Below are 12,244 nucleotides of genomic sequence, written 5' to 3' on the forward strand. Positions count from 1 at the left end.
CTCGCGGTCATCACCTGATTGACAGCTGCAGGCCGACCCTGCCACGACAGGTTCGCTGGGGCGTCTTCCTTGCGGTTGCTCCCCGTCATTGTGCTGCAATCTCAGTCGGCACTGGGTTCGGTGGAGGACTCGGCCGTCCCTACGGTCAGCGGGTCACGACGAGCGCGTTCGGCTTTTGTGCTGGCCACCTTGTTGTGGGCGCCGACGTGGGCTTCGGCGCGCATTCGCTCGACCATGTGAGGGTAGTGCAGCTCGAATGCGGGCCGCTCGGAACGGATTCGGGGTAGCTCGGTGAAGTTGTGGCGGGGCGGTGGGCAGCTGGTCGCCCACTCTAGCGAGTTGCCGAAACCCCAGGGGTCATCGACGGTGACGATCTCCCCGTAGCGGTAACTGCGGAAAACGTTCCACAGGAACGGCAGTGTGGAGGCTCCCAGGATGAACGCTCCCACTGTCGACACGATGTTCAACGCAGTGAATCCGTCCGAAGGTAGGTAGTCCGCGTAGCGGCGGGGCATGCCTTCGTTGCCGAGCCAGTGCTGCACCAAGAAGGTGGTGTGGAATCCGATGAAGGTCAGCCAGAAGTGAATTTTGCCGAGCCGTTCGTCCATCATGCGTCCGGTGATCTTTGGGAACCAGAAGTAGACGCCGGCGTAGGTGGCGAACACGATGGTGCCGAATAGGACGTAGTGAAAGTGTGCGACCACGAAGTAGCTGTCGGAGAGCTGAAAGTCCAACGGGGGGCTGGCTAGCAGCACACCCGTCAAACCGCCGAACAGGAAGGTGACCAGGAACCCGATCGAGAACAGCATGGGCGCTTCGAAGGTGAGGTTGCCTTTCCACAGGGTGCCGATCCAGTTGAAGAACTTCACGCCGGTGGGTACAGCGATGAGGAACGTCATGAACGAGAAGAACGGCAGGAGCACGGCGCCGGTGGCATACATGTGATGGGCCCACACCGCCACTGACAGCGCCGCAATCGCCAACGTGGCGTAGATCAATCCGGTGTACCCGAAGATCGGTTTGCGGGCGAAGACGGGGAAGATCTCTGAGACGATGCCGAAAAATGGCAGGGCGATGATGTACACCTCGGGGTGGCCGAAGAACCAGAACAAGTGCTGCCACAGCAGCGCGCCGCCATTGGCGGGATCGAAGATGTTGCCGTCGAATTGCCGATCGAACTCCAAAGCCAGCAATGCTGCTGTGAGCAGCGGAAATGCCAGCAAAATCAGCACACTGGTGACCAAAATATTCCAGGTGAAGATCGGCATCCGGAACATGGTCATACCTGGGGCGCGTAAACACACCACCGTGGTGATCATGTTGACCGCCCCCAAGATGGTGCCCAACCCTGAGACCACCAGCCCTAGAATCCACAGGTCCGCGCCTACTCCCGGTGAGTGCACCGCATCTGTGAGTGGCGTATAGGCAGTCCACCCGAAGTCGGCGGCGCCGCCGGGGGTGAGGAAACCACCCAGGGCTGCGCTGGACCCGAACAAGAACAGCCAGAAACTCAGCGCGTTGAGCCGTGGGAACGCCACATCGGGAGCGCCAATCTGCAACGGCAGAACGACGTTGGCGAATCCGATGACGATCGGGGTGGCATACATCAGCAGCATCACCGTGCCGTGCATGGTGAACATCTGGTTGTACTGCTCGGTGGACAAGAACTGCAGCCCCGGCGCGGCCAGTTCGCCACGGATCAGCAGCGCCATCAGGCCGCCGATCAAAAAGAACGCGAAACACACCACCAGGTACATGATTCCGAGCGTTTTATGGTCGGTGGTGGTGAGCATTTTGTAGAGAAACGAGCCCTTGCGACCGGTCCTGTCCGGGTATGGACGGGACGGGACCAGCTCCACGGGACGATCCAACAAGCTCATGACTCCACCCAACTGATGCGATTGACTACCACCACTAACTACTATGCAGCATAGTAGTTAGTGGTCGACAGTCGGACCAGTCAGACAGCAGCGGACCGAAGTGGGTGGCCCTCATACTATCAACCATAGTATTTGCGGCGCGGCCGCCTTCCCGCCATACTTGCACGCATGCGCATACGACTACGTAATGAGTGGTGATGGGGGCCGGACACTCGCACAGCGGCATTGAGCCTGGGGGTGCGGCCAGTGCATCTGGACGCCATGTGCGGCGCCTGTGGATGGCGTTGGGTCTGGGTCTTATGACCCTCCTTGCTCAGGTGATTGTGGGATTGGCGACGTCGTCGCTGGCGTTGCTCTCTGATTCAGCGCATGTATTTACCGACGTGCTCGGGGTGGCGATGGCGTTGGTGGCGGTGATGGTGGCTCAGCGAGCTGCCGCTCGAGCTGATCGCACCTTCGGCCTATACCGGGCTGAAGTGTTCGCCGCGTTGTTCAATGCGGTGCTGTTGTTCGCGGTCGCCGCCTGGATTTTGTACGAGGCGTCCCAGCGGCTCTCCGATCCGCCCGAAGTTCCGGGGGTGCCGGTCATCGCGGTCGCGGTGGTGGGGCTGGTGATGAACGTGACCGCGTTCGCGCTGTTGAGATCTGGCGCCAAAGAGAGTCTCAATGTTCGGGGCGCTTACCTCGAGGTGATGGCCGACATGATCGGCTCGGTGGGCGTGCTGATCAGCGGGGTGCTCACGGCGGTGTTCGGGTGGCGGTACGCCGATCCGCTCATCGGGGTCGGTATTGCCCTGTTCGTGTTGCCGCGAGCGTTCACCCTTGCCCGGGGTGCGCTGCGCATTTTGCTTCAGCATGCTCCGGCAGGCATTGATGTCGACGCGGTGCGCGAGGACGTGGTCGCCGTAGAGGGAGTGATCGAGGTCCACGATCTGCATGTGTGGACGCTGACCTCGGGCATGGAGGTGGCCTCGGCTCATGTGGTGATCGCACCCGATGCCGACTCCGCCCTGGTGCTCGCAGCGGTCCAGCACATGTTGACCACCCAGCACGGCCTCGAGCACGCCACCGTTCAAGTCGAACCCGCGCAGGGGTCGGGCTGCCACGACTTGTCGTGGTGAATGAGCAGCCCACTGCCCCACCCGGCGCTGGCCGATTGTGTACTGGTGCGCCGATAGCCGAACGAGGTCAGCTGATGTCGGGGACCCCGAGGGCGACCAGCATGGTCATGAGCAGCAACCAGCCGAGCCCTTGCCAGATCGGCCAGGTACCGCCGCGCTTCCAGACGCGGTAGGTCTGGACGAATGCGCCCAGCCCGCCGAGGAAGAAGATCGCCGGCGCACCGAAACCCCAGACCGGCCAACCGGTCTTGTTGTACAGGATCACTGCGGCTAGCCCTGCGATCATGACGGCCGCGAGGTAGGCACCGCCTGTGCGTAGGGCGGTGGGGTCATTCCATGACTTGCTGACGTCGTCATTGTTCACAGCAGAGGGCCTTTCACAGGGGATTAAGTTTCGTCGGCCAGGCGTTGAACGACGGGTAATAAGTCTGCGGCGGTGACTGCTCGCAGAAACACTGCGGCCGCCCGGTGCTGGCGGTCCAAGACAACGGTGGTGGGCACGACTGAGGTCGGGGTTCCCAACGCGGCGAGGGTACGTCCGTCGTAATCGAAGATCGATGGATACGTCACCGCGCGGTCGACAACGAAATCGCGGGCGGTTTCTTTGCGGTCTCGAAAGTCGATCCCCAGGAACGCAACCCCGCGAGTTTTGGTCTGGGCGTAGACCTCTTCGAGTACCGGGGCCTCGGCGCGGCAGGGCCCGCACCATGATCCCCACACGTTGATGACCACCACTTGCCCGGTGTAGTCGGTCAGGCGGATGGTGTTCTGGTCAGCGAACAGATCCGGTCCCCTCAGCGCGGCGACTTTCTGGCGGCTGGGGGGAGGATCGTAGAAGATAACTGTTTGCCCGTTCGGAGAGACGAACTCGAACGAATCGCCCTGGCGGACGGCATCATCACCGGTACCGCACCCGGAGAGTACGAGTACGAGTACGAGGGCCGCCACCACCGCACTGGTGGATTGCCACCTGTTGCGCGGCGCTGGTGACGATGTCGTGGTGGTCATCGGCTGCTGTTTCCCAACTGACGAAGAAAACGGTTGTAGGATTCGAGCTCGTCGTCGTGCTGTGCGGTCTGGGCCGCGGTGGCAGCAGAGGACATCTTCTCTTCATCGCGGCGCCACCGGGACGCGAAGACCAGCACGATGAGCAACGCCACCGGCTCGCCGTAGGACCACGCCAGCGCTCCAGCCACGGACTGGTCCTCGACCGGATCGATACCCCACTGCGGCGGGGGGTCGGCGAAGCTGGCCACCAGGACGGTCGGCGACATCATGAACACCACACCGAAGAACACGTGCAGCGGCATCTCCAAAAAGATGTCGAGGAGTCGGCCGATGTTCGATTGCCGTCGCGGCAGCGGACCAATCGAGAGAATCGGGATGATGAACAGCAGCCCGCTGACGAGGAAGAACACCTCCATGGCAGTGTGGCCAACCCACGTGGTGTTGAGAGCATCGAAGATCGGCGAGAAATACAGCCCGTAGAAACTGAACAAGAACACTGGGATCGCGAAGCCCGGGTGCAGCAACACCCGGCTCGGTAATGACCGGGCCAAGCGAAGTGTGGCCCGCCGGAAATCTCTGCCCCTCCCCTGGTTTGGCACCACGGCAAAGAGCAGCAACCCGGGCGAGCCAAGGACCAGTAGCGGCGGCACCAAGGTGGATAAGGTCATGTGCTGGAACATGAATGCGCTGAACAGTCCGACACCATAACTCTCGATGGCCAGCCCGGTGACCGCGATCAGGATCAGGCACCCGGCCAGAAAACTCACCGAACGATGCCAGGGCCACCGCTGACCGCGCCGGTGCAGGTACACCAACCCGATGCCGTAGGCGGCACCCATCCCAGCGCCCACTGCAGGGAGCAGCGGAATTGTCGGCAGATCCCAGCCGAGCATGGCAAGAATGCTCGGCGGAGCCTGCGGCAGGTCTAGTAACGCACCGCTCATCTCTTGTGCCCGTACCCTTCTGCCCGCACCGCCTGCTACCGCCTACCAACCCGGTGGCCACACCCCGTAAACTACTAAGCATCGTAGTAGCAAGGTGTGAGGAGAAGATACGTGCCCGGTATCGGATGTGGCGTCATCATGATCGAGGTCGGCCAATGAGTCGTACTGTGCGCATCACGCTTGCGGTGGTGTTCGTGTTCTGCCTGGCCCTCACGGCGGTGTTCGTGGTGACCCGAGCCGGTGACACCGACGCCGAGCCAAAAGGCGTGGTAGTGCGCTCGGATTCTGAGCGGTTGTCCTCGCCGGCAAACTCTCAGGCCACCTTCGTCGAGTTTCTCGATTTCGAGTGCGAGGCATGCGGAGCGATGTACCCCGCCGTAGAACAGCTGCGGCAAAACTACGGCGATCGAGTCACGTTTGTGGTCCGGTATTTTCCGTTGCCGGGACATTTCAACGCAGACCGCGCGGCGCGCGCGGTCGTCGCCGCAGGCAACCAGGGCCGGTTCGAAGCGATGTACCGCACCATGTTCGACACCCAGTCGCAGTGGGGCGAACAGCAAGTACCGTTGGATGACCTGTTCGCGTCCTACGCCGCCGACCTCGGACTGGACATGACTCAGTTCCAGGCCGACTACACGTCCCAGGCCACACGTGCGCGCATCGATGCCGACCTGCGCGACGGCGCCGAACTCGGGGTCCGCGGCACACCGACCTTCTTCATCAACGAGGCTGAAGTGCAGGCAGGCAGCTACGACGACCTCAAGACCGCATTGAATGACGTTCTGGCACCGTGACTTCGATGTCGTCGCATCTTTCCGGCACCGCTGAGGATTCACCTCGGCGGGACGGTCCTGGAAAACGCACTGTGTTGTTTCCGCGGTTGCTTCGGTGGGTGCTGGGTGTGTGCGGGGTCATCGGTCTGATCGCGGCGTTCACGCTGACGGTGGAAAAGTTCGAGCTGGCCACCGACCCGGACTACACCCCCACCTGCAGCCTCAACCCCATCGTGAACTGCGGGTCGATCATGGATACCCCGCAGGCTGCGGTGTTCGGTTTTCCGAATTCTCTGCTGGGTATCGCCGGGTTCACCGCGGTGCTCGCGATAGCAGTGCTGCTCACCCCCGCCACCCCGGCCTGGATATGGATGAGCACCCAGGTGGGGTTGAGCGCGGCCGTGGTGTTCGTCCATTGGCTGATCGTGCAGAGTTTGTACGAGATCGGGGCGCTGTGCCCGTATTGCATGGCGGTATGGCTCGTGGTGGTGGTGGCGTTCTGGTACGTCACCCTGCGCAACCTCGACCGAATAATTGTCAGGGGCCGGGCTCGGCGTCTGGTCGATGCGCTGATCAGTGTGCACTCGGTGGTCCCGGTCGTGTGGGCGCTGACCATCCTCACACTCATCATCATCGAGTTCTGGTGGTATTGGTCCACTCTGGGCTGATTCGCCCCCCGCTCGTGCGCGCCTGAGATGGCGTTAGATCGGCAGGGTGGTGTCGGTAATGAACATATCCCGGACCCACACCACGAAGTGGTCCCAGATGCCGGTGATCAGTGCGATGCCCACCGCAACCATCAACAGCCCGCCCGCTACCTGGATGCGCCGCGAGTTGCGACGCAACACGCCCACCGCCCTCACCGCCCACGCCGAGCCAAACGCCATCGCCACGAAGGGCAGTCCCAACCCGAGGCAGTACGCCACGATCATCGACACTCCCCGGGCAGCGGTGGTGTCAGCGGTGCCGCTGGCGGTGGCAATGATCGCCGCCAGCGTCGGCCCCAGACACGGGGTCCATCCCAGCGCGAACACTCCGCCCAGCAGCGGTGCACCCACCAGGTGCGATACCTGGCGGGGATGAAATCGCACATCCCGTTGCAGGGCAGGAAAAGCACCGATAAACACCAGCCCCATCACAATGGTGATGACGCCACCGGCACGTTGAAGAATCTCGCGGTTGACGATCAACGTCGAGGTGACACCGAAAATGGTGGCTGTGGCCAACACGAACACGACAGTGAACCCAGCGACAAACAGCAGTGCAGCGCCGGCCACCCGGTACCGCCGAACGCCCTGAAGCGTGTGGTCATTCGACTCCGAAGAAGACTCGCCCGCGGATATGCCGACAAGATAGGACACATACCCGGGCACGAGCGGAATGACACAAGGTGAGGCGAACGAGATGAGTCCGGCCGCCAGGCATGCACCCAGCGCCAGGAGCAGTGGGCCACCGGCCGCTGCGGCCGAGAACGCCTCGCCCACCCCGGCCACAGCAAAGTCGGACACCTGCACCCTCCTCGCTGTTTAGTGCACACCGGACACGACCAACCTAACTACTACGCACAATAGTAGTTACATCCGGGGTGTATTCGGCCCTACGGACCGACTACGTGCCCGCCGGAGCGGCACCAAATTAGAGCGCGCTGCCGGCTACCCAGGTGTCCCAGGGCACGCTCCAGTCCCCGTTTTGCCACAATTCCAACGCAGGCCCGCCGGTGTTGCGCACTTCCACAACGTCGCCGGTGACCGAGAAGTCATAGAACCACCGGGCGTTGTCGGGGTTGAGGTTCAGGCAGCCCGCAGACATGTTGGTATTGCCCTGCTGGGCAATGGTATCGACGAGCTCGTGTAGGTAGATGCCGTCGTTGCTGATGCGGGTGGCGTAATTGATCGATTGGCGGTAGCCGAGTCGGGAGTTCACCGGCAGCCCGTAGGTGGAGGAGTCCATGATGACCGGGTTGGCCTTGTCCAGGACGGTGTAGATGCCCGGCTGAGTCCAAAAATGAATGGTGCGACCGTTGACCGTTTCGGTGCCGCCGCGGCCCATCGAGGTGGGCATGGTGCGCACCAGTTCCCCATTGGCGTATACCGATACCTGCTTGGTGGTGTCGTCGGCAACCGAGACGTGGGCATCGCCGATCGTGAAGGACACGCGCACGTCCTCTTGGCCGTACAGCCCGTTGCCCAGGTCCACTCCGTAGACGTCGGCCGCCACGGTGACCGCGGTACCCGGGGCGTAGTAGTCGCGGGGCCGGTAGTGGGCGGTCTGATCATCGATCCAGTTCCATTGCCCCTCGACCGCCGGCTCGGTCTGCACTGACAGCGCCCGCTGGGCCGCGGCCCGGTCGGTGATCGGCTCATCGAACCGTACGGCCACCACCAGCCCCACCCCGTATGCGCGTCCGGAACTGAGCGTGCCGCCACCGGTCGTCAACAGCGACGGTTGCGTCAGGTTGTTCGGTGCAACCGTGCTGAACGCACTCGTGTGTTCGGCGGGCCGACCTTGGGCGTCGGTACTTGTCGCGACCAGCTCATAGGTTTTGTTGTAGCCCAACGGCGTATCGGGTTTCCACGTCAGCCGGTCTGGGGTCATGATCCCCGGGATGACTCGACCTTCGTCATTGGTCATCACCACCTCCGCCAGGGTGCCGCCTGTGACGGTCACCATCACCGCAGCGAGCGGGTCGACATCGCGGGCACCGGGCGCGGGAGTAAATGCCACTGCCAGGTCGCCCGATGCCGAGGCCCCCGAAGGCGACGGCGGCGAGGGGGATGCGCCGTTACTGGAAGAGCAGGCTACTGCCACGCCAGTGATCACCGCGCCGGCCCCGGCCACGAGCAGACTCCGTCGACTGAGCTGCACCCCATTCCACCCAGACCGCTGCGTCGGCACTAAGAACACTCCTCCGTCGTGACTACTAGGACGATTAGTAGTTTACGGAACCAGTGCGGTCGTACCGGACACCGACAATCACCCCAGCAAACCAGAGCACGTCACACCTTTCGTCTCCGCCCCGCGAAAAACTAGGATAGATAGTAGTAACCTGTCGGAGATTCAAGTGACCCTGACCGTCCCGCCCCGACAAGGACCCTCGTTGGCACGCCACCGCTTACCTGACCTCTCACCACCTACCACTGTCGTTTCTGACTATCGCCCTGCACCGGCCACGCCGGCCCTGCGCCGTTACGTCAGCGGTCCGCCGGTCTCGGCGGCTCGCGGTGGACGCCACCGGCTGGTCGACGAGCCCGTGCCGCGCCGTGAGGTGAGATCTGCGGCGGCAGCAGATTCGTTCGTCGCAGCCCGACGCGGTCGAGTGCAGCGCATCGACCCTGCTGCCGGGCACCCTCGACCGATTCGTCGACCGGCGCCGCTGGCCCCGTGGGAGCGGGCACTGTGTGTCGACGCAGCCTCGGGCCCCACCACAGAGCCAGGTCACTTCTGGGAAGCCCTTTTCGAGAAGTCACTGGACCAGCCCGGGCCTCCCGCGGGCGCATCGCCGAGCAGCGAGCGACGCGGTGGTGTCCTCGCCTCGGCAGCGGCAGGAACCATGGTCGTGGCCGCCGCAGGAGTGGCCGCGGCAGCACTGCTGCACACCGAAGCACCCTCGGGCGCGCAGACCACCACTCTGGCGATGTCGACGCTTGAGCCACCCACCACCAGCCCACCCCCGCCAGTGGTGTTGCCGCCGATGCCAGCACCACTCGATGCGCTGGTCACGTCGTTGCAGGAACTCACACCCGAGCTAGGGTCCCCGCTGATCGCGCCCCCACCACCGCCGGCGGCTGCACCGCGGTCAGCGATGCCCACCACCGGCACGGTGACCTCGGGGTACGGCGCGCGGTGGGGCACCTCCCACGATGGACTAGATATCGCCAACACCATTGGCACACCCGTGATCTCAACGACAGACGGCGTGGTCATCGAATCGGGGCCCGCGAACGGATTCGGGCTGTGGATCCGGATACGTCAAGACGACGGCACCATCGGTATCTACGGCCACATCAACGAGACCCTGGTCACCACCGGTCAGCAGGTCAGTGCCGGTGAGCAGATTGCCACCGTCGGCAACCGCGGTTACTCCACCGGCCCTCACCTGCACTACGAAGTGTGGGCAGAGGACGGCACCAAACTCGATCCGGTGCAATGGCTAGGCGGCCGCGGCGTCGAGGTTGGGTGAGCCGCAGTGGACGCACCCTGCGCTGCAGGAGACAATAAAGGTATGAAACGGCTGGGAGCACTCGAAGCCGACGTCATGGACGTCCTGTGGAGCGCCGGACCGCAACCACAGTCGGTGCACGACATCCTCGACGCCCTCGCGGATCGGCCATTGGCGTACACCACCATCTTGACCGTCGTCACCAATCTGCACACCAAGGGCTTCCTCAACCGCGTCAAGGTCAGCCGCGCGTACCTGTACTCACCGGTGCAGACCAGAGAAGAAGCCACCTCCCAGGCACTGCGAGACATTCTTGACCGCAGCGACAATGCCGCCGCCGTGCTGATGCATTTCGCCCAAACCGCCACCCCCGAAGAACAAGAGGCCCTACGCAAGAGCCTGCGTACCAAGCGGGCTCGACGGTGACCCTGGCCATCACACTGGGACTGGCCGCGGCACTTATCGCAGTGTTGATACCGCAGCTGCTGCTGGGCCCTCTCGCTACCGCAGGGCCCAGGGCGATGGTCGCGCTCTGGCTGGGCAGCATCGCCGCCTTTTTCCTCCTCGCCGCTTCTGCAGTGGTCGTGGCAGCTTGGCCCCGCCACGCGCCCGGAGAAAATCTCACCGATGTGTGGATCCGCTGTTTGAGCTCAGCGCAACACACCATGCGCCCTTGGGTGTCGGAGATCGTCATCTCGCTGGCCGTGACCGTGGCTGTGTGCAGTGCCGTTCGCGTCGCGGTCATCAGCAGTCGCCACCGTCGCTCCCGCCTGCAAGTATTGGATTATCACCACGACATCGTGACCGTGCTGGCGCGCCCGGGCCACCAGGAGGGGCCGTACCCCGTGCTGTGGCTCGATCATCCGTTGCCGTTCGCGTACAGCATCGCCGGCAATCCCGGGTTTGTCGTCGCCACCGAGGGCTTGAAGAGCTGTTTGACCTCATCGGAGGCTCAAGCTGTACTCGACCACGAAAGGGCCCACCTCAATGGCCGCCACCATCGCATCCTCGCACTCTGCGAAGTGCTGGCCAGCGCACTGCCCTTCGTGCCGCTGATGACCCACGCACCAACGGCGATCGCGGCTCTGGTTGAACTCGACGCCGACCAGACCGCCGCCACGGCCACCAGCCCCGCAGTCCTACGGTCCGCGCTGAGCCGGGTTATCGAACAACAGAGCACAGCCAGCCTCAGTCCCGGCCAGGGCTGCACCGCCCGGACACAAACCACCACCGACCGCCGACTACGCACCCTGGCTGGCCCGCTGGCCTCGCACCCGACCGCGCTGGCCTACACGGCGTACGCCGTCATGCCCGCGGCCATCTCAGCCCTCACTGCAGTGACGACCATGGCCGCACTCTCAGCCCTCTTCTGCACCATCGCGTCCTGACCCACCGTCCTGCGCCGCCCCACCAGGATCGGAGAGTTGGGGCGTGGCGGGGTGTGCGGCCGGAGCCTCAGGCTCTGCCTCGTTGCTGTCGCCGCGTGAGTGAAAGACCAACAGCAGCCCGATCGTCCCCAACCCCGCCACGACCAGAACAATCACAAGCAGCACCACCCAGTTGTCAGCCAGCTTGCCCTCAGGATCATCACCTGGGTGTAGTTCTGTTGACGAACTCGTTGCATCCGGTACATCGGTCACCGCACCCGGTGGCGGTGGCGGTTTGATACCCGTCGCCGCGGACACCGAAGCGGGTGGCACCGACGCCGACCGAGCCACGGAGAAAGCGATCTGACCTGTGATTGGGTGTCCGTCTGCAGAGACCACCCGGTAGTTCACGGTGTAGGCACCTGAACCCAAATCCGCTTGTATCTCAACCCCGACCCGCGCTGCATTGACCAATGGAGCCGATACCTTCATCGGCTGGTTGTCACTGTCGAGAACCGCTACCTCGGCGAAGTTCTTCGAGATGGATTGGTTGAACACCAAGTCGATCGTTACCGGAGCCTGCTCAAGGACCGCTCCGTCGGCCGGTGTGGACGACCTCAGCGCACTGTGCGCCGACGCCGGCCCAACACCCAGCACGGTGCCTACCGCAGCGACCGCGGCAATGATGACCAGCCTGGCGATCGTCACCAGCGGTGACGTGCGTTCGTTCTCGTGTTGTTTCACCCCGCGAAACTACTATACGCGGTAGTAATTAGCGCGCAGGGCAATCGCGGACGCTCACCTTAGACCTGTACAGCATCTGCAAGAAATCTACGGGTCCCAGCGTGTGCATGCCATCAGACAGACAACGCGTAGCCACAACGCGATGCCTCGACGAGGCCATCGTCACCACGAGGCAAAGTGACATGACATTTTCTGCTGTTAGCAGCGAAGAGTGAATCGACGTGCTCGGTATGGCACTGTCATCCTGC

13 protein-coding genes are annotated in these 12,244 nt (G+C 63.3%); 6 read left to right on the forward strand and 7 right to left on the reverse strand.

Annotation, left to right across the window (positions count from 1 at the left end):
* Nucleotides 1-101: 101 nt before the first annotated feature.
* The gene (gene ctaD / locus KXR83_RS25035; RefSeq protein ID WP_437427114.1) at nt 102-1,880 is read right to left on the reverse strand and encodes an aa3-type cytochrome oxidase subunit I; all 1,779 of its coding nucleotides are present in this window, start codon (nt 1,878-1,880) and stop codon (nt 102-104) included.
* A 197-nt stretch (nt 1,881-2,077) separates the two neighbouring features.
* Here ctaD and KXR83_RS25040 point away from each other — a divergent pair, with 197 nt between their 5' ends.
* Nucleotides 2,078-3,001 carry a cation diffusion facilitator family transporter gene (locus KXR83_RS25040; protein ID WP_023955835.1) on the forward strand — a complete coding sequence of 308 codons (924 nt, stop codon included), beginning with the start codon at nt 2,078-2,080 and terminating at the stop codon, nt 2,999-3,001.
* A 67-nt stretch (nt 3,002-3,068) separates the two neighbouring features.
* Here the strand turns inward: KXR83_RS25040 and KXR83_RS25045 are convergent, their stop codons facing one another.
* The 3 genes from KXR83_RS25045 to KXR83_RS25055 are packed head-to-tail and all read right to left on the reverse strand — an operon-like array spanning nt 3,069 to nt 4,953.
* Nucleotides 3,069-3,365 (reverse strand): TMEM128 family protein, encoded by a 297-nt coding sequence (locus tag KXR83_RS25045; protein ID WP_038252460.1) that lies wholly within the window; start codon nt 3,363-3,365, stop codon nt 3,069-3,071.
* A 23-nt stretch (nt 3,366-3,388) separates the two neighbouring features.
* The gene (locus tag KXR83_RS25050) at nt 3,389-4,009 is read right to left on the reverse strand and encodes a TlpA family protein disulfide reductase (protein ID WP_023955836.1); all 621 of its coding nucleotides are present in this window, start codon (nt 4,007-4,009) and stop codon (nt 3,389-3,391) included.
* Complete coding sequence (locus KXR83_RS25055; RefSeq protein ID WP_023955837.1) at nt 4,006-4,953, reverse strand: cytochrome c oxidase assembly protein; 948 nt, start codon at nt 4,951-4,953, stop codon at nt 4,006-4,008. Before KXR83_RS25055 ends, KXR83_RS25050 begins: the two co-directional genes overlap by 4 nt.
* Nucleotides 4,954-5,108: 155 nt before the next feature.
* Here KXR83_RS25055 and KXR83_RS25060 point away from each other — a divergent pair, with 155 nt between their 5' ends.
* Both KXR83_RS25060 and KXR83_RS25065 read left to right on the forward strand, forming a co-directional pair.
* Nucleotides 5,109-5,747, forward strand: coding sequence for a DsbA family protein (locus tag KXR83_RS25060; protein WP_023955838.1), 639 nt, complete (start codon nt 5,109-5,111; stop codon nt 5,745-5,747).
* A gap of 5 nt (nt 5,748-5,752) precedes the next feature.
* Nucleotides 5,753-6,394, forward strand: a complete 642-nt coding sequence (locus tag KXR83_RS25065; RefSeq protein ID WP_031331623.1) for a vitamin K epoxide reductase family protein — start codon at nt 5,753-5,755, stop codon at nt 6,392-6,394.
* Nucleotides 6,395-6,427: 33 nt separating this feature from the next.
* Here KXR83_RS25065 and KXR83_RS25070 read toward each other — a convergent pair whose 3' ends face one another.
* Nucleotides 6,428-7,234, reverse strand: a complete 807-nt coding sequence (locus KXR83_RS25070) for a cytochrome c biogenesis CcdA family protein (RefSeq protein ID WP_031331625.1) — start codon at nt 7,232-7,234, stop codon at nt 6,428-6,430.
* Nucleotides 7,235-7,361: 127 nt separating this feature from the next.
* Nucleotides 7,362-8,564, reverse strand: a complete 1,203-nt coding sequence (locus KXR83_RS25075) for a L,D-transpeptidase (RefSeq protein WP_437427120.1) — start codon at nt 8,562-8,564, stop codon at nt 7,362-7,364.
* A gap of 223 nt (nt 8,565-8,787) precedes the next feature.
* Here KXR83_RS25075 and KXR83_RS25080 point away from each other — a divergent pair, with 223 nt between their 5' ends.
* Genes KXR83_RS25080 through KXR83_RS25090 form a run of 3 tightly spaced genes read left to right on the forward strand, consistent with a single transcriptional unit; the run spans nt 8,788 to nt 11,273 of the window.
* The gene (locus KXR83_RS25080; RefSeq protein ID WP_341476878.1) at nt 8,788-9,906 is read left to right on the forward strand and encodes a M23 family metallopeptidase; all 1,119 of its coding nucleotides are present in this window, start codon (nt 8,788-8,790) and stop codon (nt 9,904-9,906) included.
* A gap of 42 nt (nt 9,907-9,948) precedes the next feature.
* A complete protein-coding gene (locus KXR83_RS25085; RefSeq protein WP_023955843.1) occupies nt 9,949-10,311 on the forward strand; it encodes a BlaI/MecI/CopY family transcriptional regulator in 363 nt (120 codons plus the stop codon).
* On the forward strand, nt 10,308-11,273 hold the full coding sequence (locus KXR83_RS25090) for a M56 family metallopeptidase (RefSeq protein ID WP_023955844.1): 966 nt from the start codon (nt 10,308-10,310) through the stop codon (nt 11,271-11,273). The genes KXR83_RS25085 and KXR83_RS25090 overlap by 4 nt, the downstream gene beginning before the upstream one ends.
* On the opposite strand, the gene KXR83_RS25095 is transcribed toward KXR83_RS25090, so the two are convergent.
* Entirely contained in the window at nt 11,244-11,996 is a 753-nt protein-coding gene (locus KXR83_RS25095) for a copper resistance CopC family protein (RefSeq protein ID WP_023955845.1), read from the reverse strand. The genes KXR83_RS25090 and KXR83_RS25095 overlap by 30 nt on opposite strands.
* Nucleotides 11,997-12,244 lie beyond the last annotated feature (248 nt).

It is taken from the genome of Williamsia muralis, from assembly GCF_051487485.1.
GTDB classification, from domain to species: Bacteria; Actinomycetota; Actinomycetes; order Mycobacteriales; family Mycobacteriaceae; genus Williamsia; species Williamsia muralis_B.

Coding starts and splice junctions, on each gene's coding strand:
- ctaD (WP_437427114.1), bottom strand. CDS start 1,880: ATGAGCTTGTTGGATCGTCCCGTGGAGCTGGTCCCGTCCCGTCCATAC.
- KXR83_RS25040 (WP_023955835.1), top strand. CDS start 2,078: ATGGGGGCCGGACACTCGCACAGCGGCATTGAGCCTGGGGGTGCGGCC.
- KXR83_RS25050 (WP_023955836.1), bottom strand. CDS start 4,009: ATGACCACCACGACATCGTCACCAGCGCCGCGCAACAGGTGGCAATCC.
- KXR83_RS25055 (WP_023955837.1), bottom strand. CDS start 4,953: ATGAGCGGTGCGTTACTAGACCTGCCGCAGGCTCCGCCGAGCATTCTT.
- KXR83_RS25060 (WP_023955838.1), top strand. CDS start 5,109: ATGAGTCGTACTGTGCGCATCACGCTTGCGGTGGTGTTCGTGTTCTGC.
- KXR83_RS25065 (WP_031331623.1), top strand. CDS start 5,753: ATGTCGTCGCATCTTTCCGGCACCGCTGAGGATTCACCTCGGCGGGAC.
- KXR83_RS25085 (WP_023955843.1), top strand. CDS start 9,949: ATGAAACGGCTGGGAGCACTCGAAGCCGACGTCATGGACGTCCTGTGG.